Origin of the sequence: Streptomyces sp. NPDC012888 (assembly GCF_042900645.1) — a bacterium.
Lineage (GTDB): Bacteria > Actinomycetota > Actinomycetes > Streptomycetales > Streptomycetaceae > Streptomyces.
Map to the genome: position 1 here is coordinate 181,359 of NZ_JBIBBM010000014.1, position 23,100 is coordinate 204,458.

Consider the following 23,100-nt stretch of genomic DNA (forward strand, 5'->3'; position numbering starts at 1 on the left):
GTCAGGCCGCGGAGGCGGGGCTGGCGCCGCGCGCGGCGAGGGCGGTCCGGGTGACCCGGTCGATGTGCCGCACCAGGTCGCCCACGGACATGGCGAGGATCTCCTCCATGTCCTTCTCGGCGAGGAAGCCCATGAGGTCCACCTCGCGGCCGTACCGCCGGTGCAGGAGGTCGGCGAGGGCGACGAACTCGATGCTCTCCAGGGCCAGGTCCTCGTTGAAGGTCGTCTTCATCGTCACCTCGTCGGCGAGGAGGAACTCGTCGCCGACGATCCCGACGAGCATGCGGGTGATCTCGGCGAGCGCGGCCGCCTCGCCTGCGGACGCCGCGCCGGACGCCGTTTCCTGTGCCGCTTCGTCAGCCATGGCTGGTCTCCGTGGTGGTCGTGAGGGCGGGTGGATCGGTCGGGGCGGTACGTGCGAGGGGAACGGCGGGCACGGCCGTGCAGGCGACCACGTGGGGCACCGGCGCGGCAGCGGGGCGGGGCGCCACCTCGTGGACGGCGGTCCGGACGAGGTGCCGGCGCCCGGCGGGGGAGGTGACGTACAGCCCGCCGCCGGGCCCGCGGGTCACGGCCCACTGGCGGGGGCGGCCCGCCAGGCCCGTGCCCTCCGCCTTGGCGGCGGCCTCCTTCGCCGACCACAGGCCGGTCAGCGCCGCGGGCAGGCCGGTCCCGTCCCGGGCCGCGAGCTCCTCGGCGAGCAGGACCTCGTCCGGGGTGAGGGCGATCCGGCGGAGCGCGCCGGGGTCCCCGGTCACCACCTCCACGTCGATGCCGACGTCCGCGCCCGTGTGGGCGACGGCCACCGCCAGGAGCTCCTTGTGCGCCAGGGAGAGCCGCAGGCCGGCGGCCAGGCCGCCGGGCACCGGCCGGCCCGACGCGTCGTTCCCGACGGTCACCTCGGCGGGGAACACCGGCCCCGCCCCTCCGTCCCACAGCAGCCGGCGCAGCGCGTCCTTGGCGGCGATCCGCCCGAGCAGCCAGCCGGAGCGGGCCCGCGGACCCAGCCGCTCGTACGCGGCCCGCTCCGGCGCACCCAGGTAACGGCGCATCACCAGCTCCTGGGAGGCGGGATCGGTCCACCGCCGGGCGGCCGCGCACCAGCCGCCGGGCTGCGGTTCGCCGATCCCGCACACCTCCGGGGTGAACTTCATCGGCCACACCCGCTCGTCGGCCGCGAACCTGCGGTACGTCCAGTCCTCCAGGCGGGCCCACGGCGCGCCGTCGGGGGTCCGCAGTTCGACGTCCCCGCGGACGGACCCGGCGCGGACCTCACGGATCCGGGCGGTCGCGGCCAGCAGCGTCCCGTCGGGCGGCGGCGGACCGTACAGGGTGATCCGTTCCAGGGCGGCCGGGAACACCAGCCGGTCGCGGTCGAGCCGCAGCTGCATCCAGTGCCCCAGGAGCTGACCTGCCGCGTCGAGCAGCGCCCCCGGGGAGGGCAGCGCGCGCAGGACCCCGCGGATGCCGTCCTCGGCGACGGCGGTCACCTCGTGCACGCCCGCGAACCGGGGGCCGTGGAACATCCACCGGTCGCGGTACAGCGCCGCGGCGCTGACGGGCGCCGGCCGCTCCGCCGTCAGCGGCACCGGACCGCGGCCCGGGGGCGGCGCCGGGTGCCGGGCCTCCAGCAGCACGGTGACGCTCGCGCAGTCCCCGACGCGCACCCGTACCCGGCCGTCGCCGGCGGGGTGCGCGGTGATCCGGACCTCGGCGGCGGGTGCGACGGGCAGCCAGCGCAGCGCCCGGACCTCCGAGTAGCCCGTGACGACCGCGGAGGCCCCGGGCGGGAGGGTCCGCAGGGCGGCCCCGGCGGCCAGCTCCAGCATGGTGGTCATGGGCACCACGGGGAACCGGTCGGAGTCGTGCGGCCAGTCCTCGGACTGGAGGTACACGCAGTGGTCGAGGACGTACGGCACGGTGCCGGTCGACAGGACGCGCGTCTCCTCGTACGGGCGGGCCCCGGCGGGGTCCCGCGGGCCGGGGCGAGCCGGTCCGGGGGCGGCCGGTCCCGGGGCGGGGGCGCGGGTCCAGGCACCGGTGACGGCGGCCGTGGCGGCGCGCGTCTCGGCCAGGACGGCGTCCAGCGCCGTCAGCACGCGGGGCGGTGCCCCTCCGCCGGCCGTCACCGCGGACTCGCCCGGCGGTTTCGCGGCGCCGCCCGACGCCGGTACGCCCAGCTGCCGTGCCGCCGCCCCGAGCCGCACCAGCGGCGACCCCAGGTCGAGGAGGGCAGGGCCGCCCGTACGGGGCGCCGGCGGGGCGGGGGCAGGGGCCGGGGCCGGGGCTGTCGCGGGTCCGGGCGCCGGGGCGGGCGTGGGCGCGGCAGCCGGGGCGGGCGTGGAGGCCGGCGTGGGGGCGGAGGCCGGGGCGGGCGTGGAGGCCGGCGTGGGGGCGGAGGCCGGGGTGGGCGCGTCCAGCAGGAGCGGCCAGGACGGCGAGAGCCCCTCGGCCCACAGGGCCGCCGCCAGCCGGCGCAGGCCGGCCAGTCCGCCGAGCCGCGGCGCGGAGGCGCTCACCGCCACGTGGTCACGGCCGCGCAGGGTGTCCTCCACGAACCCGGCCAGGCTGCCCGGACCCGCCGAGACGAAGGCCCGTACGCCGGCCTCCTCGTACAGCCGCAGCACCAGGCCCCGGAAGTCCACCGGCTCCAGGAGGTGGCGGACGACCAGCTCGCGGACCTCGCCCGGGTCCGCGGGGTAGGGGCGGCCGGTGGTGGCGGACCACACCGGCAGCCGGGGCGCGCGCAGCGGCAGCCGCTCGAACGCGGCCCGCACCTGCCCCAGGTACGGCTCCCACATCGGGGTGTGGAACCCGGACCGGAACGGCAGTTCCTGCCCGAGGACCCCCTCCGCGCGGAGCCGGTCCAGCACGGCCGCGACCTGCTCCGGCGCCCCGCACACCACCGACTGGTGCGGGCAGTTGTCGTGACTGACCACCACCCGGTCCAGGCCGTGGAGGGCGGCGGCCGCCCGCCCGGCCCCGCAGCCCACCGCCGCGTACACCAGGTCGGGGACCCGCAGCGCGCCGGGCCGCAGCGACCCGAGGAAGGTGTCGACGGCCTCCTGCGGGTACATCCCGGCCACGACCATCGCCGCCCACTCGCCGAGGCTGTGCCCCGCCAGCACGTCGGCCTCGACGCCGATCAGCGGCAGCGCGCGGGCGAAGAACCGGCCGGCGGCGATCGCGTCGAGGGCGCGCCCGATCAGCTCGCCGCTGCCGCCGAGCACGGGCCGGGGAAGTCCCAGCCGCTCCGCGACGTCGCCGGTGTCCGGGGCGAACTCCGGTTCCAGGCCGGGGAAGAGCAGCGCCACCCGGCCGCCGCCGGGCCGCTCGGCGTACGGGCCGAGCAACGGGCGCGGGGTGAACCAGACGTCGCCCCGCCCGCGCCAGGCCCGGCCGCGCTCCAGGACCCGCAGGGCCAGCGCGCGCCGCTGAGGGGTGGGTCCGGCCAGGGCCAGCCGGCAGGGACCTTCCGGGCCGCCGCCGTCCGGCCGGCCGCCGACCGGATCGGTGCCGTCGTACGGGCCGTCCGCCGGCGACCGTTCCAGCCGCCGGGCGAGCTCCTCCGGGCTGTTCCCGGCGAGCAGCAGCACCGTCTCCGGCCGGGGTGCGGTGCCGCCGCGGACGGGGCCTTCCGCGCGCCCCGGGGCCGTGCGGGCCGCGGGCGCGGGTGCCGGCCGCCGGACCGGCCGGACCGGTACGCCGGCCCCGGCCCCGGCCCCGGCCCCGGCCGCGGCCCCGGCCCCGGCCCCGGCCGCGGCCCCGGCCCCGGCCCCGGCCCCGGCCGCGGCCCCGGCCCCGGCCGCGGCCCCGGCCCCGGCCGCGGCCCCGGCCCCGGCCCCGGCCGCGGCCCCGGCCCCGGCCCCGGCCGCGGCCGGGGCCCGGGCCGCGGGTGCCTCCTCCAGGACCACGTGCGCGTTGATCCCGCCGAAGCCGAAGGCGTTGACCCCGGCCCGGCGCGGCCCGCCCCCCGGCCCCCGCTCCCACGGCTCGGTCTCCGTCACGGGCCGCATGCGGGTACGGGCGAAGTCCGCGTGCGGTTCCTCCAGGTGCAGGGTCGGTGGCAGCACCCCCTCGTGCACGGCGAGCGCCGCCTTGATCAGCCCGGCCATCCCGGACGCCTGCATGGTGTGCCCCACCATGGACTTCACCGAGCCCAGCGCCACCCGCCCCGAGGAGCCCGCGTCCGGGCCGAACACGCGGCCCAGGGTGGCGAGTTCGACCGCGTCACCGACCGGCGTGCCGGTGCCGTGCGCCTCCAGCAGCCCCAGCGCGCCGGGCTGCCGCGGGTCCAGGCCGGCGTCCCGCCAGGCCGATTCCAGCGCCCGCACCTGACCGTCGACCAGCGGACTCATCAGGCTCGCGGCCCGGCCGTCGCCGGCCACGCCGACCCCCCGGACCACCGCGTAGACGCGGTCGCCGTCCCGTTCGGCGTCCGCCAGGCGTTTCAGCAGCACCACGCCCGTCCCCTCCGACAGCAGGGTCCCGTCGGCACGCCGGTCGAAGGGGCGGATCCGTTCGCTCGGGCTGAGCGCCCGCAGCTGGGTGAACACGCTCCACAGCGTGGCGATGTGGCAGTGGTGCACGGCCCCGGCGACGACCAGGTCGCAGCGCCCCGACCCCAGCAGGGCCACCGCCTGGTCGACGGCGAGCAGCGAGGAGGCGCAGGCCGCGTCGAGGGTGTAGGCGGGCCCGTGGAAGTCGAGCCGGTTGGCGATCCGGGCGGCGGTGAAGCTGGGCACCAGCCCGATCGAGGCGTCCGGGCGTTCGGGCCCCAGGGCGCCCTGGAACGCCTCCCGGACCGCGGCGATCCGCTCCGCGGGCAGTTCGGGCGCGATCTCCCGCAGCGTGAGGGCGAGTTGGTGGGCCGTACGCACCCGCTGGTCGAGGCGGGCGGTGGCCACCCCCATGAACCCGCCGCGGCCCAGGACCACCCCGATCCGGGACCGGTCCGCCGGCAGCCGGTCCGCTCCGCCGGCGTCGCCCACCGCCTCGGCGGTGGCGTGCAGGGCGAGGAGCTGGTCGGGTTCGGCCCCCTCCACGGCGCTCGGCATGATCCCGAACCGGGTCGGGTCGAAGCCGGCGGCCCCGTCCACGAACCCGCCGCGCCGGCAGTAGAACCGGTCGCTGCGCGCGGGTCCGGCCGCGCCCCCCGGGTCGTAGTACACCTCCGGCTCCCAGCGGCCGGGCGGCACCTCGCCGATGGCGTCGGCACCGGCCAGCAGGTTCCGCCGGTACGCGGCGAGGTCCGGGGCACCCGGGAACACGGCGCCCATGCCCACGATCGCCGCGTCCGTGGGGCGCGGCCCGTTCCGGAGCTCAGCCATCGGCCCGGACCCCCTCCTCGCCGCCGGGGGCCAGCAGCAGCACCTGGGTGTCCCGGCCGTGTTCGAGTTCGGCGAGGAAGGCGGCGGTGCCGGCCTCGGGGTGGATCAGCGGGATGCCGCGCCGGGCGTAGGCGCGTTCCAGCTCGGGGGTGACCATCCCGCCGGCCTCGGCGGCCCACGGGCCCCAGTCCAGGGCGAGGACCCGGCCGGGGAAGCCCGTCGCGGCCCAGGCGTGGGCCAGGGTGTCCAGCGCGTCGTTGGCGGCGGCGTAGTCGGCCTGGCCGCGGTTGCCGTGGACACCGGCGACGCTCCCGAACAGGGCGAGGAACCCGGGGGCTGGGCCCGCGCCGTGTTCGGCGGCCGCGGCGGCCAGGTGCCGGGCGCCGTCCACCTTGGTGGCGAACACCTCGGCGAAGGCCTCCGGGTCCTTGTCGGCGAGCAGCCCGTCCCGCAGGATCCCGGCGCCGTGCACGATCCCGTCGAGACGGCCGTGCCGGGCCCGCACGTCCGCGACCACCTTCCGTACGGACTCCTCCCGGGTGACGTCCGCGCAGTGGTAGCGGACCGACGCGGCCGCCCCCGCCAGCGCCGCCAGGCTCGCGCGCACCTCGCGGTCGGCCAGTACCCGGGAGGCGGCGGCCTCGATCTCGGCGGGGGTGCGCAGTCCGCGGGAGATCAGCGCGGCCCGCAGCGCCACCCGGTCCTCCGCGTGGGCGAGCGCCGGGTCCTCCTCCCCGGCCGGCTCCGGGGTGCGGCCGACCAGTTCGATGTGGCAGCCCGTGGCCCGGGCCAGGACCAGGGCTGCCCGGGCGGTGATCCCGCGGGCCCCGCCCGTCAGCAGGACCACCGCCCCGGGCTCCAGGATCCGGGCCGGCGCGTCGGCCGGCAGCGGCGCCTCGACCGCACGAGGTTCCCGGCGCACACCGTCCCGGTAGCCCACGACGGCGGGGCCGCCGGCGGTGCACAGCTCGGCCAGGAGGTGTGCGGCGATCCGCTCCGGGCGTTCCTTGGGGTCGGTGTCGACGGCCCGCACCACGCTCCCCGGGTACTCCAGGGCCGCGCTCCGGGCGAAGCCGTACAGGCCGGCCCCGGGCAGCGGGTCGGGACTCCCGCCGGTGTCCCGGCCGAAGGACCCTCCGGAACCCGTGACGAGGAGCAGCCGGCGGGCCCCGGCGACCAGGACCCGGCGCAGCCCGGGGAAGGTGCCCGGGAGCACCGGGCCGGGCGCGGTCCGCAGCGCGGAGAGGTCGATCAGCCCGTCGAGGCCGTCGAGAGCGCCGAGTCGGCCGAGTCCGCCCGGTCCGCCTGGTCCGCCTGGTCCGTCGGATCCGTCGGATCCGTCGGATCCGTCGGATCCGACGGGCCCGTCCACGGGGTCCGGGCCGGCGGCCGACAGGTGCTCGGGGCGGAGCGTCCGGACCCGGGCGCCGTGCCGCTCCAGCAGCGCCCCGAGGGCGGCGGCCACCCCGAGGCCGTCCTCGACCACACCGAACAGGCCCTGGTCCAGGGCGCGTTCCGGGTCGGCGGCGGCGGTCGGGCCGGCCGGGGCGATCTCCACCACGTACCGCCGCAGCGGCAGGGGCGGCGGGGCGGGGGCGGCCGTGAGCACCTCGGGGGGCCCGGCGGTCGCCGCGGGGGTTCCGGTCGCGGCGGGGATGCCGGTCGCGGCGGGGGTTCCTGACGCCGCCGTGGTCCCGGCGGCCGCGAGGGCTCCTGACGCCGCCGTGACCCCGGCGGCGGACGGGTTCCGGGGCGCGCGGCTCGTGATCCACTCGACCACCCCGCGGATGGTCTTGATCCGGGAGAGTTCCTCCACCGCCGACTCCGCGTCCCCGCCGTCGCCCTGCGGCAGGCCGACCCGGTCGGCCAGCGCGCCGATGATCTCCACGCGCTTGATGGAGTCCACCGAGAGGTCCGCCTCCAGGTCCAGATCCGGATCCAGCATGTCCCGGGGGTACCCGGTGCGCGTGTGGACGATCTCCAGTACCGCGTCCAGGAGTCGGGCGGCGTCCAGCGGACCCGGCCCGGGGCCGTCCGGACCCCCGTCCCCGGGCGCACCGGACACCGCCGCCGGCACGACCGCCGCCGCCGGATCCCGGCCCGACGCGCCGGGCACCACCGGCTCCAGAGGCACCACGGCGGGGGTCTCCCGCACGGCCTCCTCGGGCCCGGCACCGGACGCCGGGGCCGTAGCGGTACCCAGATAGCCCAGCAGTACGTCCCGTTGGGCCGCCACCAGCTCCCGCGCCCCGCGCAGGTACTCCAGCAGCGCCTCCTCCCGCGCCCCGCCGCCGGAGCCGGCGGCCTCCCCGGCGGCGGGCACCGCCACCCGCCGTACGGGCCGCAGCCCGCCCGCCACCGGTACGCCGTCGGCGGTGCGCACCAGGTGGCCGTCGACCAGCCATCCCGGCCGGCGGGGCGCCCGCCGCGGCAGCGCGCGGGCCCGCCCCCGGAACAGGGGGTCCACGTCCACCGGCACCCCGGCCACGGCGAGTTCCGCCAGGGCCGTCAGCAGTCGCCGCAGTCCCGGCTCGCCCGGCACGTCACAGGCCACGGCGGTGTGCGGGCGGTCACCGAGGATCCGGCCGACCAGGCCCGTCAGCACCCGGCCCGGCCCGGCCTCCACGAACGTCCGTACGCCCGCCGCGTACATGGCCTCGACCTGTTCCACGAACCGCACCGGTTCGGCGACCTGACGGGCCAGCAGCTCCCTGGTCTCCGCCGGGTCGGCGCCGTAGCGGTGGGCGGTGGTGTTGGACCAGACCGGGACGGCGCACCCCGCCACCGCCGTCCCGGCCAGCTCTTCGGCGAGGCGGCCGGCAGCCCCGGCGACCACCCCGCTGTGGAAGGCGCAGGCCACCTCGATCCGTTCGGCGGACACCCCCTCCGCGTGCAGTGCCGCGAGCGCCGCCCCGACGGCGGCGGCCGGACCGGACAGCACGCACTGCCGGGGTGCGTTGTGGTTGGCCACCACGCATCCGGTGCGCCGCGCCACCACCTCCACCCGGTCGCGTTCGGCGGTGACCGCGGCCATCGCTCCGGGGTCGTCGCCGGCCGCGGCGAGGATCGCCTCCGCGCGGACGCCGCTGAGCCGCAGCAGGGTCGCGGTGTCGAAGGCCCCGGCCGCCCACAGCGCGGTCAGCTCGCCGTAGGAGTGCCCGGCCGTGCAGTCCGGCCGGACCCCCAGGGAGGTCAGCAGCCGGTGGGCCGCCGCCCCGGCCAGTCCCAGCGCGGGCTGTGCCACCCGGGTGTCGGTCACGGCCGCCCGCCGGGCCGCCCGCTCCTCGGGAGTGAACGCCGCCGGCGGGAACATCGCGGCCGTCACCGGCGCGGGAGCCCCGTCGAGCAGCTCCCGCAGCCGGGGGAAGGCGATGAACAGGTCGCCCAGCATGCCCGGGCGCTGGCTGCCCTGGCCGGGGAAGAGGAAGGCCACCTGGCCGGGGTCCGCTCCCGCCGCCCGTACGTGCACGCCCTCGCCCGGCGTGAAGGCGCGGGCCCGCTCCAGCTTGCCGGCCAGGTCGTCGAGGTCCGCCGCGACGACCGCCACCTGCACGGGTGCCGGGCCGGCGGCGGCTGCCGCACCCGCCGGCCCGGCCCCATCTGCCGGCCGGGCCGCACCCGCCGGTCCCGCCGTACCCGCCGACCCGGCCGCACCCGCGGCACCCGCCGCACCAGCCGGTCCCGCCGCGGCGATCGCGGCGTCCTCGGCCACCTCGGCCGCCAGGTCCCGCAACGCCCAGGGCCGGCCGACCGCGTCGTTCTCCTCCAGGCGGGCCGCCAGCCGCGCCATGGCCCGCGACGCCGCTTCCCGGTCGGCGCCGGCGAAGCAGAACAGTTCGGCGGGCCACAGCTCCAGCCCGTGCGCGGGCTCGGTGCCACCCCGATGGCCGGCGAGCACCGCGTGGTAGTTGGTGCCGCCGAACCCGAACGCGCTGACCCCCGCGACGCGCCGCTCCACCGGCGCCGCCCATGGCCGGGCCTCGGAGTCGAAGAAGAACGGGCTGCTCTCCGCCTTCCAGGCCGGGTTGGGCCGGTCCAGGTGCAGCGTCGGCGGCCGCACGCCGGAGTGCACCGCCCGGGCCGCCTTGATGAGCCCGGCCAGCCCGGCCGCGCACTTGGTGTGCCCGATCTGCGACTTCACCGAGCCCAGCCCGCAGGATCCGGGCCGGCCCGCCTCGCCGAACAGCTCGGTCAGGACGGTCAGTTCGGTGCTGTCCCCGACCACCGTGCCGGTTCCGTGCGCCTCGACCAGCCCCACCTGGGCCGGGGCGACACCGGCCCTGGCGTACGCCCGCTCCAGGGCCCTGCGCTGTCCCTCTGGCCGGGGTGCGGTCAGCCCGAGGGAACGGCCGTCGCTGGCCGCGCCGACCGCCTTCACCACGGCGTACACCCGGTCTCCGTCGCGTTCGGCGTCCTCCAGCCGCTTCAGCACCACGGCGGCGACCCCCTCTCCCAGCGCGATCCCGTCGGCGGCGGCGTCGAAGGGCCGGCAGCGGCCGGTGGGGGACAGGGCCCGCACGGAGGCGAACAGCAGGTAGTCGTTGATGCCGTTGTGCAGGTCCGCACCCCCGCACAGCACCATGTCGCTGTCACCGTCCCGGAGTTGCCGGCAGGCGAGGTCGAGCGCGGCCAGCGAGGAGGCGCAGGCCGCGTCGACCGTGCAGTTGGCCCCGCCCAGGTCCAGCCGGTTGGCGATCCGGCCCGCGATGACGTTGGCGAGGACGCCGGGAAAGGAGTCCTCGGTCAGCCGGGGCAACTGGGCGTCCAGCGCGGGCGGGAGCTCGCCGAGGAAACCCGGGTACAGGGCGCGGAAGCCGTAGGCGCCGGCGAGTTCGGTGCCGGCCTCCGCGCCGAAGACGACCGAGGTCCGCGAGCGGTCGAAGGCGCGGCCCGGGCCGTAACCGGCGTCCGACAGGGCCCGGGAGGCGATCTCCAGCGCCAGCAGCTGTACCGGTTCGACGCCGGGCAGCGAGGCCGGCGGGATGCCGTGGGCGAGGGCGTCGAAGGGCACGGCCGGCAGGAAGCCGCCCCACCGCGACGGGGTGCGCTCCCCGGCCCGGGCCGGGTCGGCGTCGAAGTGGAGGGCCGGGTCCCAGCGTTCGGCGGGGACCTCGGTGACCGCGTCCGTGCCGGCGAGCACCTGGGCCCAGAACGCGGCCAGGTCAGGGGCGCCCGGGTAGGCGCAGGCCATCCCGACGACGGCGACGTCCAGCGGTCCGGGGGCGGCGGCCGGCCCGGCGGGGGCGGGCCGCAGTGCGCGGGCCCGCCGTTCCAGCAGGTCGGCCGCCCCTTCCGTGACCTCGCGGTGCAACGCGGCGACGGTGGTCGGGGCGTCCCGCAGGGCCGCGGCCTGGCCCAGCATGAACAGCCCGTCCCGCGCCTGTTGGTCCTCGGCTACGGGCACGGGCGGGCCGCTCGCGGTGTGGCGCAGGCCCTTGGCGGCGATCCGCAGCCGCCCGAGGTTCAGCCGCTCCAGCTCCTCCCACACCTCGCGGGGGTCGGCGCCGCCGTCCTCCAGGGCCCGGCGGGTGGCGGCGAACGCCGAGGCGTACGGGGACTCGGCACAGCGGGTGACGTGGCCGGGGGCGGTGCGCAACGTCACCGTGCGGGTGCAGTCCAGTGCCGCCCGCTGGAAGCCGGGGAGCACGGCACCGGCGGACACGGCCTCCTCGGTGAACAGGTAGGCGGTGCCCATGAGGACGCCGATCCTGGCGCCGCGCCCGGCCAGCGGGGCGGCGGCCGCGGCGGCCATGGCCGCGGACCGGGCGTCGTGGATGCCGCCGGCGAGGAGCACGTCCAGCCCGGCGGCGTCCTCGTGGGCCAGCAGCCGTTCGACCTGCTCCTCCCAGAGCGGGAAGGAGGCGCGCGGCCCGATGTGCCCGCCGCACTCCATCCCCTCGAACACGAACCGCCGTGCGCCTTCGGCGAGATAGCGCTCCAGCAGCCCCGGGGAGGGCACGTGCAGGTACGCGCGGGTGCCGGCCGCCTCCAGCTGCGCCGCCTGGCCCGGGTGCCCGCCGGCGATCACCGCGTACGGCGGCCTCGCCCCGGCGACCGCGGCGAGCTGCTCCGCGCGCAGTGCGGGCGGCGCGAACCCGAGCAGCCCCACTCCCCAGGGCCGGTCCCCGAGCAGCCGGGCGGTCTCGGCCAGCAGCCGGCGGACCCCGGCGCCGCTCGTCAGGGCGAGCGCCAGGTAGGGCACGCCGCCGGAGTCCGCGACGGCGGCCGCGAAGGCGGCCCGGTCGCTGACCCGGGTCATCGGGCCCTGGGCGACCGGCAGGTGCCGGTCCCCGTCGCGGGGGCGCAGAACCCCCGCCCGCACCGCGGTGTCCAGGTGCTCGGCCACGGAGCGGCGTACGGCCCGCAGCACGGCCCCGGTCGTGCGGTGCCGGGCGGCGAGCCGGGCGGCGAACGCCCCGTCCTGGCCCACTGGCAGGGGCTGGGCGCGCAGGCCGCGGCCGCCGAGCCGGTGGGCGATGCCCGGCCGGAGGCGGTCCGGGTCCAGGTCCGGCCGGTCGAAGACGCGGTGGCCGTCGGCGACCACCGTCTCGCTGCCGTCCATCGCCCGCAGCGCGGCGGCCACGTCGCGCGGCAGCACCTCCTCGCCCTCGGTGGTCAGGGCCAGTTGGGCGTCGAGCAGCACGCCCGCCGCGCCGCCGGCGACGGCGGCGGCCGCGCTGTGCGGGCCGATCCCGCCGTACGCCAGCACCGGGACGCCGCCGGCGGGCCCGGCGAGCAGCTGCTGCAACAGCACGAAGGTGGTCGTGCCGCCGACCCGGCCGCCCGCCTCGTGGCCCTTGGCGACCAGCGCGGAGGCGCCCGCGGCGACGGCGGCCGCGGCCTCCCCGGCGTCGACCACCTCGGCCCAGACCCGGCGGGCGCCGTCCGCGGCCCAGGCGCGGGCGTCCCGGTGCGCGGCCGGGTCGGCCAGCAGCACCGTGTCCACCTCCGGCGGCAGCCCGGCCGGACCGACCGGGCAGCCGGCCGGCACCCGCACCCCGTACGGGCGTCCCAGCCCGGCCAGCCGGGACAGGGCGCGCCGCGCCGCCGCGGGGTCGCGGCCCAGGTCCAGCAGGCCGAGCGAGCCGGCCCGTTCGGCGGCGGCGACGATGCCCGGGTGCGGTTCCTCGAAGGGGCCGACGGCGACGACGAGGTCGCGGGCGGCGGGGGACTGGTCCGGCTGGGGGGTCACGGGCGCTCCTTCGGTGGGTGCGTCGTGTGGTGGGGTGCGGCAGGCGGTACCCGGCGCCCCGTACGGCCGTGGCGGGGCGCGGCCGGGGCGCGGCGGGGGTCCCCGCCCGGACGGCCGCGGGGCCGGCCGGCGGGCGGCCGCCGGTCGCGGTCTCGGGAGGCGTGGCGGCGCGTTCCGGACCGGGGGCAGATCGTGCGGGCCGCGCCTCGCGGTGTCAACGCACGTCCGGCACGGTCCGCCCGGCCGCTGACGGCACCGCCGGAGCCACCGGATCCGCAGCCGCGGCCGGGCTCCGCCCGCTCCGGCCTGCGCCGTTGCCCGTGGCACGGTGCGCCCGCCCCTGGCCGGCGGGCGGGGCGGAGGGCCGCCATTCATGCCGGGCCGGTATGGGTTCCGGACGACCCGGTATGACTTCGCTGACTGTTCATCAGTTGGCTGGTGGGCGGGCCTTACGGTCGCACCCGCGCGGGGTTACCGTCCGGTCATGACCCTCACACTCGCGCAGCTTCGTTACCTCGTCGCCGTCGCGGACTGCCGTTCCATCAGCGGGGCGGCCGCGTCGGTCTTCGTCGCCCAGTCCGCCCTGTCCCGGGCGGTGCAGGCCATGGAACGCGATCTCGGCGTGGAGCTGCTGGCCCGCACCGGCCGGGGCGTGAACCTCACCGCCGAGGGCGTCCGGGTGGTCCGGCTCGCCCGGACCGTGCTGGACACGGTGGAGGCCATCGAGGACATCGGGGTCTGCCACACCGGCGACTCCCGGGCCGCCCTGCACCTGGTGACCACGCCCACCCTCGCCCTGGACCTGGCCTCCGAGCTCGTCGAGGGGTTCGGCGAACGGCACCCGGGGATCGAGGTGCGACTCGGCCAGCAGGGCAGCCGCGAGGCCGTCTTACGGGAACTCGCCGAATCTCGAGCGGAGTTGGCGCTGGTCGACCTGCCGGTGGACAACGAACTGACGGTGCACCACATCCAGGAGCGCGAGGTCGTGCTGATCTCCCCGCCCGGCACCCGGCTGCCCGACCCGGTGACCTTCCGCAGCCTCGACGGGCTGAACATGGTCCTGCCCACCCCGGGCACCGGACGCCGCACCGAACTGGAGGCCATGTTCAGCTGCCTCGGGGTCAGACCGGTGTCCGCCCTGGAGACCGACGAGCGGCTGGCCTGGGTCACGGGCGTCACCGGCGGCCGGGGCTCCCTGCTCTGGTACCGGGACGTGGTGCTGCGGGTCTTCGGCCGCCGGGCCGAGGTCCGGTCCTTCACCCCGCCGCTGCTGCGCCCGGTCGGGGTGGTCCACGCGCGCCGCCCACTGAGCCGCGCCGCGCGGGCCTTCCTCTCGCACGTACGGCACAACTCGCCCGTGCGCGAGCCCAGTCGCTGAACCGTACGGCCCCTGGCGCGGCGGTGCCCCGGCCGGGGCCAGGGGCGGCCGGCGGTGCCCCGGCCGGGGTGTACCGGCCGGTCGGGCCGTCCAGCCCGAGCGGCGCTTGAGCGGGCCCGGGCGGAGCCGCGGCTGCGCGGCCGGTGCTTCGCCCGAGCGCTCGGGGCTCCGTCCCGTGCGCCGCGCCTCAATCGCCGGCGGGGCTGGTTTTGCCCCCGGAGCCGGCTCGCGGGGCGGCACTCTGGTCGGGCGATCCAGCCCGAGCGGCGTTTGAGCGGGGCCGGGCGGAGCCGCGGCTGCGCGGCTGGTGCTCCGGCCGAGCGCTCGGGGCTCCGCCTCGTGCGCCGCGCCTCAATCGCCGGCGGGGCTGAAGGGTCGCCTCAATCGCCGGCGGGGCTGGATTGCCGGCGGGGCCACGGCCGGGGTATGCCGGCTCGGCATGGCTCCATGCCGGGCCGGCGCGGCCCCACCGCTTGGACCTTGCCGGCGCCGCCGTCACATTGTGCGCATGCCCCCACTCCTCACCCCCTCGCGCGCCGGCGCCGCGGCCACCGCGGCCACCGCGGCCACCGCGGCCCTCGCGCTGACCCTGGCCGCGGCGCCCGCCGCGCTGCCCGCCCCGGCCGGACCGGGGGCAAGGGCCGCCGCTCTCGCGCCGGAGCGCGCCTGCACCCTGCCCGCCGGGCTGGCCGAGTTCAGCGGGCTGGCCGCCAGCACCCGGCACCCGGGCGTGATCTACGCCCTCAACGACAGCGGCAACACCAACCAGGTCCTCGCCGTGGACTGCTCCGGAACCACCGGCCGGCTGCTGGCCGCCTTCACCCTCTCCGGCACCGCCAACACCGACTGGGAGGCACTCGCCGTCGGCCGCGACGCCGCCGGCCGCCCGGCCGTCCTCGTCGGCGACATCGGCGACAACCTCAGCTCCCGCTCCGAGATCCAGGTCCACGGCTTCCCCGAGCCGGACACCCTCGCCGACGCCGCCGTCACCCCCACCACCTACCGGTTCGCCTATGCCGACGGGCGGCACGACGCCGAATCCCTCCTCGCCGACCCCGTCACCGGCCGGCTGTACGTCGCGAGCAAGCTGATCGGTGCCGCCGGCCGCCTCTACCAGGCGCCGCTGCCGCCGGTGACCGGGCAGGTCAACACGCTGACCGCGGTGGCCGCCGGTCCCGTCTACGCCACCGACGGCGCGTACTCGCCCACCGGGAAGTCCTACGTCATCCGCAGCGGCGGCCCGCTCGGCACCGACACCGCCCACGTGTACGCCACCTCCGGCGCCAAGCTCGCCGAGGTGCCGCTGCCGAAGCAGCCCCAGGGCGAGACCGTCACCTACGCCGACTGCGCCACCCTCCTGGCCGGGTCCGAGAACGACAGCCAGGTGTGGCGGATCCCGCTGCCCCCGGAGGCCGCGCCGGGCTGCGACGGCACCGAGCCGCCGCCGTCGGGCGACCTGAAGGTCGTCGTCCCCGCCGGCGCCACCTGCAAGTTCAGCCAGAGCTGCACCGTCCAGATCACCGCCACCGGCGGCAAACCTCCCGTCCGTTACACCGCCACCGGACTGCCCTGGGGCCTGACCCTCGACCCCGCCACCGGACGCGTCACCGGCAAACCCTGGGCCGTCGGAACGGTCCAGATCACCGCCACCGCCACCGACTCCACCGGAGCGAGCGCGAGCGCCACCTTCCCCCTCACCCTCACCTGGTTCTGACCCCCGGAGCTGGACACCCGACATGTACCTGGCGGACAACCGAGGCACCCCCGCACCCCCCGGCACCCCGGCACCCCCCGCGCCCGGCCCGGGGCGGCGGGCCGCCCTCGCCCCCACCGTCCTCGCCCTCGGCACGGTCTCCCTGGTCACCGACGTCTCCGCGGAGATGGTCACCGCCGTGCTGCCGCTGTACCTCGTCGCCGGACTCGGGCTCTCACCCCTCGGTTTCGGCCTGCTCGACGGCATCCAGAACGGCGCCAGTGCCCTGGTCCGGCTTGTCGGCGGCCACCTCGGCGACCGCGGAGGCCGCCACAAGGCCGTCGCCGCCGTCGGCTACGGGCTCTCTGCCCTCGCCAAACCCCTGCTGCCGCTGGCCGGTTCGGTGGCCGCCCTCGGCGCCGTACTGGCCCTCGACCGCACCGGGAAGGGCCTGCGCACCGCCCCGCGCGACGCCCTGATCTCCCTGTCCGTGCCCACTGCCGCCCAGGGCCGCGCGTTCGGCGTCCACCGCGCCATGGACACCGCCGGAGCCCTCCTCGGCCCGCTCGCCGCCTTCCTGATCCTCGCCGTGGTCGCCGACGGCTACGACGCGGTGTTCGCCGTCAGCGCCTGCACGGCCGCGCTGGGCGTGCTCCTCCTGCTCCTGTTCGTACCGGCCCGGCCCGCGCCGCAGCAACCCGCCCGACCAGCCCCCGCCGCCCCGGCGGGACCCGCTCGCGCGCGGCCGGCACCGCGCACCCTCGCCGCCCTGGCGCGCCACCGCCCGCTGCGCCGCATCACCGCCGGTGCCACCCTCCTCGGCCTGTGCACCGTCAGCGACGCCTTCCTCTTCCTCGTCCTGCAACGCACCACCGGCCTGGCCGACCGCTGGTTCCCGCTGCTGCCGCTCGGCACCGCCGCCGCCTTCCTGCTGCTCGCCCTGCCCCTGGGCCGGCTCGCCGACCGGGCCGGCCGCTGGACGGTCTTCCTCGGCGGGCACGCCGCCCTGCTGTGCGCCTACGGACTGCTGCTCGGCCCCTGGCACGGCCCGGCCCTGCCCTGGCTGGTGCTCCTGCTCCACGGCGCCTTCTACGCCGCCACCGACGGCGTGCTCATGGCCGCCGCCGCCGAGGTGGTGCCCGAGGAACTGCGCGGCGGCGGACTCGCCCTCGTGCAGACCGGCCAGGCCGTCGCCCGCCTCTGCTGCTCCCTCGCCTTCGGCGCCGCCTGGACCGCGTGGGGCGAGGGACCCGCCCTCGCCGGCGCGGCCGTCGCCCTCGCCGCGGCCGCCGTGCTCTGCGTACGCCTCCGCCCCGCCGGGCCCGCACCACGCCGGCCGGCGCCGACCCCGAAGGGCCCCGTCCACCGATGACCCCGCTGACCCCGCGCGCCCGCCTGCTCGTCCTGCTGACCGCCGTGCTCGTACTCGCCGGGATCGCCGGAACCGCAGTACAGCGGGCCGCCGACCGCGAGGCGGAGAAGGACCGCGCCCGGGCCGGCGGCCCGCCGGCCGCCCCCGGCGAAGTGAGCCTGGAGGCACCCGCGGGCGGCCGGCGGATCGTCTTCAGGAACATGGCCTGGGGCCCCCACCGGGACGCCCTGGCGAGCGTGTCCGCCGCCGACCCGAACGGCCCCCGTACCGTCTCCGGCGTGCGCTGCGCCCGCTTCCACGCGGCCGGCGGAACCGGGATCTGCCTGCGCACCGCGGCCGGCCCGCTCGACGCCCAGCACGCCGTGGTCCTCGACGCCCGCCTCGCCCCCACCGCCAGCCACCCGCTGGCCGGCATCCCCACCCGCGCACGGGTCTCGCCGAGCGGCAGACTGGCCGCCTGGACGGTGTTCGTCGGCGGGGACAGCTACGCGGGCACCGACTTCTCCACCCGCACCTCCGTACTCGACACCCGCACCGGCCGACTGGAGGCCTCCCTGGAGGACTTCGCCATCACCCGCGACGGACACCCCTACCGGGCCGCGGACGTCAACTTCTGGGGCGTCACCTTCGCCGCCGACGACCGCACCTTCTACGCGACGCTCCGCACCGCCGGGAGGACCCACCTGGTCCGCGGCGACCTCGCCGCCCGCACCGTCACCACCCTCCGCGAGAACGCCGAATGCCCCTCCCTCTCCCCGGACGGCACCCGGCTCGTCTACAAGAAGCGGCTGCCCGGCCTGCCCGCCGAAGCCCCCTGGCGGCTGCACGCCCTCGACCTCCGCACCGGCGCCGAAACCCCGCTCGCCGAGACCCGCAGCGTCGACGACCAGGTGGTGTGGACGGACCGGGACACCGTCCTCTACGCCCTCCCCGGCGACTTCGGCGCCGACCTCCACTCCGTACCGGCCGACGGAAGCGGAACCCCGGCCCGCCTGCTCGGCTCCGCCCTCGCCCCCGCCTACCTGGGCTGACGCCGTCACGGCCGCCCACGAGGGGAGGGGGCGGCCGGCCCGCGCCGCTGTCATACAGTGGCCGCCATGTCCGAGACCGCGTTCCCGCCCGGTGCCGACGTCGCCGGGATCGGAGCCCAGATGCAGCTGCTGCGCGTACGCCAGGGGCTGACGCAGACGGAGCTCGCCGGGGAGAGGTTCACCCGGGCCTACGTCTCGTCCATCGAGGGCGGCAAACGCACCCCGTCGGCAGCCGCCACCGCCCACTTCGCGGCCCGGCTCGGCGCCGACTTCGAGGACCTCTGCTTCGGCTACGAGCCGGGCCGCCGCCGCGCCCTGCAGAAGCAGCTCACGGCCGCCCGCACGACGCTCTCGCGGGGCGAGCCCGACGAGGCCGCGGCCGCCTACGCGGCGGTGGCGGCCGAGGCCCAGCGGCACCACGACCCGCTGCTCCGGGCCGCCGGCCGCTGCGGGCTCGGGCTCGTCGCCCGCCACCGGGGCGACGCCGCCGCGGCCGGGGAGCTGTTCGCCGAGGCCGACGCCCTGCTGGCCGGGCAACCGCTGTCGGTCCGGCTGCCCGCCGTGATGGGCCGCATGTGGTCCCTGTTCGCCGGCGGCTCCGTCGTCGACGCCCTCGCCTACGCCTGGGAGCAGCTGCGGCGGGCCGGAGCCGGCGTGGAACCGGCGGCCGAGTTCGCCCTCCAGGCCGCCACCGGATTCGCGCACGTCGAGCGCGGAAACCTCGCCCGGGCCGGCGCCGCCGCGGACGTCGCCCTCCAGCTGGCGCCCGAGGTCACCGACCCCCAGGTCCTGGCGCAGGGCTACTACCACCTCAACCGGGTGCTGACCGCGCAGGGCCGGTACGAGGAGGGGGAGCAGGCCATCGTCCGGGCCACCGCGCTCTACGAACACCTGGGCCTGCCCACCGAGGTGGGCATGTGCCGCTTCGCCCAGGGCTACCTGTCCGCCAGCCGGGGCCGCCTCGCGGAGGCGGAGGCCCACCTCCGGCAGGCCCGTACGGTCCTCGCCCGGACCGGCGCGACCACCCGGCTGGTCAACGCCACGGCCGAACTCGCCGAGGTGCTGCGCCGCCTGGAGCGCACCGACGAGGCGGCCGCGCTGGTGGAGGAGTGCCGCGCGCTCTCGCTCGGCTACCACGACCCGGAGCAGGCCGCGGAACTCGACCGGATCGGCGCGCAGATCGCCTTCGACCGGGGCGACGACTCCGCCGGGGAGGCGCTGCTGCGGTCGGCGGCGGACCGGTACGAGGCGGTGGGCGCGGCGATGGAGACCGCCGCGACGTGTCGTCTGCTGGGCGACCGGCTCGTGGGCTGGGGCCGCACGGCCGAGGCGGCGGCGGTCTACCGCCGGGGCCTCGTCGCCACGGAACGCCCCCGCCCGGACCACCCCGCCTGACCCCTGCCGGCGTCTGAGGCGTGGGGGTCCCCCCCGGACGGAGTCCGGGGGAGGGCGCGGGGCGGCGCCCCATGTGCATGGCCGGAGCTCCCGCTGGGCCCGATCAAACGCCGCTCGGGCTTGGAATGCCGCTGCGCGGCATTCCCGCCCGGCGATCCGGCGCTGGGCGGGGAGACCAGCCTCGCCGGCGTCTGAGGCGCGGGGTGTCGGCGGGGCCCGTGTGCGGGCGCCTTGACGTGCCGGGAGGCGGAAGGCAGACTTCCACCCGGCGGGGTAACAGCACACGAAATTCCTGTTGACAACTATGGCGCGCCGCCCCGCGACCACAGCCCGAGGGGGGCAACAGGACTGCCGACCGCGTGCTGTTGCCCCGCCCGCGACGTGTCACGCCGGCGCCGGCGGATCGGCCGGAGGCCGCGGCCCGCCCGGGGGGCCGCACCGCAGCCCCTCCAGGAACTCCGCCACCGTCTCCGGCGCCGAGCGGACCGCCCGCCAGCCGAGCACCTCCCCGGCCCGCCCCGCGTCCAGCAGCGGCAGCCGCAGCAGCGCGTCGTACAGGCCGGGCGCGGCGTGCACCAGCCGCAGGTGCCAGCCGGCCGAGAGCGCGGCCCGCGGCAGCGCGGGCGGGACCGGCAGCGGCCGGGCCCCGAGCAGCCCGGCCAGCAGCTTCGCGTCCAGCGGCGGCTCCGCCGCCAGGTTGAAGGCACCGCGCCCGGGGCCGTGCACGGCCAGCCGGTACGCCTCGGCCGCGTCCTCGGTGTGGCACACCTGGAGCCGCAGCCCCCGCGGGAACGGGAGCACCGGCAGCAGCCCGGGCCGCCGGACCATCCAGGACCGGACCAGAGGTCCGGCGAACAGCTCCCGCTGCTGCTGCGCCGAGGCCCGCTTGAAGAGGAACGACGGCCGCATCCGGACCACCCGCACCTCCGGATGGTCCCGCTCGAAAGTGTCCAGGCACCGCTCCACGTACGCCTTCTCCCGGGTGTACGCCGAGCCCGGCCAGCCGTGGGCCGGCCAGCCCTCGTCCACGGGCCGGCCGTCGCCGGGCCCCGGCGCGTACGCCCCGACCGAGGACGCGTACACCAGCGCCGGCACCCCGGCCCGCGCCACCGCGTCGAACACGCGCAGCGAGCCGAGCGCGTTCGTACGCCAGGTCCGTTCCTCCTCGCCCGGCCCGAGCCGCATCAGCCAGGCGAGGTGGACCACCGCGTCGGCGCCGGCGAAGTGCGCGGCGAGCTCCGGCTCGCAGCCCTCCGCGCCGATGTCCACCGGGGCGAACCGCACGCGCCCGGAGTCCCCCTCCGTCGGCGGCCACCCCGGCGGCGGCACCCGCCGCGCCAGCCCCAGCACCTCGGCCACGCCCGGGTCCCGCGCCAGCAGGGGCAGCAGGCTGGAGCCCACGTTCCCCGTGGCGCCGACCACGACCACCCTCAGGCCCGGCGCGCCGGGCCGTCCCGTGCCGTCCATGCGCCGCGCCTGCCCGGGCCCGGCCCGCGGAAACACGCCCCGGCGGTCACCCAGCCGCATGCGCGTCCGCCCGGCGGGGTAGCCGCGCCGCACCGGGGCCCGTCAGCCCGCAGTGCACGGGCCCGCCCCTCCCCGAAGGGACGACCCGCCATGTCCGACGGCACCCGCCCGCTGGCCCTCGTCACCGGCGCCTCCAGCGGCATCGGTCTCGAACTGGGCCGGGAACTCGCGGTCCACGGGTACGACCTGATCCTGGCCGCCGAGGACGACGCCCTGCACACGGCCGCCGAGCGGCTCCGGCACCACGGCACCGACGTCCGCGCCGTCCAGGCCGACCTCGCCACCTACGACGGCGTCGAGACGGTGTACGCCTCCACCCGCATCCGCGGCGCGCCCGTGGACGTGGCCGTGCTGAACGCCGGCGTCGGCCGCGCCGGCCCGTTCCTCGCGACCGAGCTCGCCGACCAGGCCCGCGTCATCGACGTCAACGTCTCGTCCACGGTGCACCTCGCCCACCGGCTGCTCCCCGGCATGGTCGACCGCGGAGCCGGCCGGATGCTCGTCACCAGCTCGGCCGCCGCCGACCTGCCCGGCCCGTACCAGGCCGTGCAGAACGCCACCCAGGCCTTCCTGAAGTCGTTCGCCCTCGCCCTGAACGGCGAGCTCGACGGAACCGGCGTGACCGTCACCGCCCTGCTCCCCGGAGCCACCGACACCCGCTTCTTCGTCCGCGCGGGGCTCCTCGACACCCGTGTCGGCCGCTCCCGCAAGACCAGTCCCGAGACCGTCGCGCGCCAGGGCTGCGCCGCCGTCCTGCGGGAGCACCCGAAGGCGGTCGCGGTCGCCGGGCCGCTGCGGACCCGGGTCGGGGTCCTCGCCGCCGACCTGCTGCCCGCCACCGCCCGCGCCGCTCTGCACCGCCGCCGGGCCGAACCGGGCGGCGGGCAACACGGCCTCTGACGGGCGGTCCCAGGTGTAAGCCGCCCGAAGGCGGAAAGGCGCGGGACAGTCCGCCCCCACCGGTGGGCGGCACACCTGGAGGCGGACCATGCGCGCACTGACCTGGCAGGGACGGCAGGACGTACGGGTGGAGAGCGTGCCCGACCCCCGCATCGAAGACCCCACCGACATCCTCGTGAAGGTCACCTCCACCGGCATCTGCGGCTCCGACCTGCACCTGTACGCCGTACTCGGCGCCTACATCGACCCCGGTGACGTCCTGGGCCACGAGGCCATGGGCACCGTCGTGGAGACCGGCCCGGAGGTGCGCACGCTCTCCACCGGCGACCGGGTGGTGGTGCCGTTCAACATCTCCTGCGGCGCCTGCTTCATGTGCGACCAGGGCCTGCAGTCCCAGTGCGAGACGACCCAGGTGCGCGAACACGGCAAGGGCGCCGCCCTGTTCGGCTACACCAAGCTGTACGGGCAGGTGCCCGGCGGGCAGGCCGAGTACCTGCGGGTGCCGTTCGGCGACACCCTCCCCGTCAAGGTGCCCAAGGGCCCGCCCGACGAGAGGTTCGTCTACCTCTCCGACGTGCTGCCCACCGCCTGGCAGGCCGTCGCCTACGCCGACGTTCCGCCCGGCGGCACGCTGACCGTGCTCGGCCTCGGCCCGATCGGGCAGATGGCGGCCCGCATCGCCCTGCACCGCGGCGCCCGCCTGGTCATCGGCGTCGACCTGGTCGACGCCCGGCTGGAACGGGCCCGCGCCCGTGGGGTCCACACCCTGGACCTGCGGCAACTCGGCGGCCGGCTGGCCGAGGCGGTGCGCGACCTCACCGACGGCCGCGGCACCGACGCCGTCATCGACGCGGTCGGCATGGAGGCCCACGGATCGCCCGCCGCGGCCGCCGCCCAGAACATCACCGCACGGCTCCCCGACGCCCTCGCCCGGCCGCTGATGGAACACGCCGGAGTGGACCGGCTCGCCGCCCTGCACACGGCGGTGGAACTGGTACGGCGGGGCGGCACCGTCTCGGTCTCCGGCGTCTACGGCGGGGCCGCCGACCCCATGCCCATGCTCACCATGTTCGACAAGCAGATCCAGCTCCGCATGGGCCAGGCCAACGTCCGCGCCTGGACCGACGACATCCTGCCGCTGCTCGACGACTCCGACCCGCTCGGGGTGGAGGGCTTCGCCACCCACGTCCTGCCGCTGGACGAGGCCCCCGACGCCTACAAGCGGTTCCAGGCCAAGGACGACGGAATGATCAAGACCCTGCTCACCCCGTGAAGGCCACGA

11 protein-coding genes are annotated in these 23,100 nt (G+C 77.9%); 7 read left to right on the forward strand and 4 right to left on the reverse strand.

The annotated features are described in order from the left end of the window. Position 1 precedes the first annotated feature (1 nt). The 3 genes from ACFY61_RS24015 to ACFY61_RS24025 are packed head-to-tail and all read right to left on the reverse strand — an operon-like array spanning position 2 to position 12,522. A complete protein-coding gene (locus ACFY61_RS24015) occupies positions 2–364 on the reverse strand; it encodes an acyl carrier protein (protein ID WP_389474891.1) in 363 nt (120 codons plus the stop codon). Then, positions 357–5,330 carry a beta-ketoacyl synthase N-terminal-like domain-containing protein gene (locus tag ACFY61_RS24020; RefSeq protein WP_389474893.1) on the reverse strand — a complete coding sequence of 1,658 codons (4,974 nt, stop codon included), beginning with the start codon at positions 5,328–5,330 and terminating at the stop codon, positions 357–359. Before ACFY61_RS24020 ends, ACFY61_RS24015 begins: the two co-directional genes overlap by 8 nt. Then, positions 5,323–12,522: an SDR family NAD(P)-dependent oxidoreductase gene (locus ACFY61_RS24025; protein WP_389474895.1), complete on the reverse strand. Its 7,200-nt coding sequence runs from the start codon at positions 12,520–12,522 to the stop codon at positions 5,323–5,325. The genes ACFY61_RS24020 and ACFY61_RS24025 overlap by 8 nt, the downstream gene beginning before the upstream one ends. A 484-nt stretch (positions 12,523–13,006) precedes the next feature. Here ACFY61_RS24025 and ACFY61_RS24030 point away from each other — a divergent pair, with 484 nt between their 5' ends. From ACFY61_RS24030 to ACFY61_RS24050, 5 genes are all read left to right on the forward strand, one after another. Further along, entirely contained in the window at positions 13,007–13,900 is an 894-nt protein-coding gene (locus ACFY61_RS24030; protein ID WP_389474897.1) for a LysR family transcriptional regulator, read from the forward strand. Between the two features lie 508 nt (positions 13,901–14,408). Further along, positions 14,409–15,614: a putative Ig domain-containing protein gene (locus tag ACFY61_RS24035; RefSeq protein WP_389474899.1), complete on the forward strand. Its 1,206-nt coding sequence runs from the start codon at positions 14,409–14,411 to the stop codon at positions 15,612–15,614. A 22-nt stretch (positions 15,615–15,636) separates the two neighbouring features. Further along, positions 15,637–16,965, forward strand: a complete 1,329-nt coding sequence (locus ACFY61_RS24040) for an MFS transporter (RefSeq protein ID WP_389474901.1) — start codon at positions 15,637–15,639, stop codon at positions 16,963–16,965. Positions 16,966–16,970: 5 nt separating this feature from the next. Then, positions 16,971–17,996 (forward strand): TolB family protein, encoded by a 1,026-nt coding sequence (locus tag ACFY61_RS24045; RefSeq protein WP_389474953.1) that lies wholly within the window; start codon positions 16,971–16,973, stop codon positions 17,994–17,996. Between the two features lie 66 nt (positions 17,997–18,062). Next, on the forward strand, positions 18,063–19,391 hold the full coding sequence (locus tag ACFY61_RS24050; RefSeq protein WP_389474903.1) for a hypothetical protein: 1,329 nt from the start codon (positions 18,063–18,065) through the stop codon (positions 19,389–19,391). Positions 19,392–19,775: 384 nt separating this feature from the next. On the opposite strand, the gene ACFY61_RS24055 is transcribed toward ACFY61_RS24050, so the two are convergent. Further along, complete coding sequence (locus tag ACFY61_RS24055) at positions 19,776–20,858, reverse strand: NAD-dependent epimerase/dehydratase family protein (protein ID WP_389474905.1); 1,083 nt, start codon at positions 20,856–20,858, stop codon at positions 19,776–19,778. Between the two features lie 150 nt (positions 20,859–21,008). Here ACFY61_RS24055 and ACFY61_RS24060 point away from each other — a divergent pair, with 150 nt between their 5' ends. Next, positions 21,009–21,818, forward strand: coding sequence for an SDR family NAD(P)-dependent oxidoreductase (locus tag ACFY61_RS24060; RefSeq protein WP_389474907.1), 810 nt, complete (start codon positions 21,009–21,011; stop codon positions 21,816–21,818). Between the two features lie 88 nt (positions 21,819–21,906). After that, positions 21,907–23,091: an alcohol dehydrogenase catalytic domain-containing protein gene (locus tag ACFY61_RS24065; protein WP_389474909.1), complete on the forward strand. Its 1,185-nt coding sequence runs from the start codon at positions 21,907–21,909 to the stop codon at positions 23,089–23,091. Positions 23,092–23,100 lie beyond the last annotated feature (9 nt).

Coding starts and splice junctions, on each gene's coding strand:
- ACFY61_RS24065 (WP_389474909.1), top strand. CDS start 21,907: ATGCGCGCACTGACCTGGCAGGGACGGCAGGACGTACGGGTGGAGAGC.
- ACFY61_RS24055 (WP_389474905.1), bottom strand. CDS start 20,858: ATGGACGGCACGGGACGGCCCGGCGCGCCGGGCCTGAGGGTGGTCGTG.
- ACFY61_RS24060 (WP_389474907.1), top strand. CDS start 21,009: ATGTCCGACGGCACCCGCCCGCTGGCCCTCGTCACCGGCGCCTCCAGC.
- ACFY61_RS24020 (WP_389474893.1), bottom strand. CDS start 5,330: ATGGCTGAGCTCCGGAACGGGCCGCGCCCCACGGACGCGGCGATCGTG.
- ACFY61_RS24015 (WP_389474891.1), bottom strand. CDS start 364: ATGGCTGACGAAGCGGCACAGGAAACGGCGTCCGGCGCGGCGTCCGCA.
- ACFY61_RS24040 (WP_389474901.1), top strand. CDS start 15,637: ATGTACCTGGCGGACAACCGAGGCACCCCCGCACCCCCCGGCACCCCG.
- ACFY61_RS24030 (WP_389474897.1), top strand. CDS start 13,007: ATGACCCTCACACTCGCGCAGCTTCGTTACCTCGTCGCCGTCGCGGAC.
- ACFY61_RS24035 (WP_389474899.1), top strand. CDS start 14,409: ATGCCCCCACTCCTCACCCCCTCGCGCGCCGGCGCCGCGGCCACCGCG.
- ACFY61_RS24050 (WP_389474903.1), top strand. CDS start 18,063: ATGTCCGAGACCGCGTTCCCGCCCGGTGCCGACGTCGCCGGGATCGGA.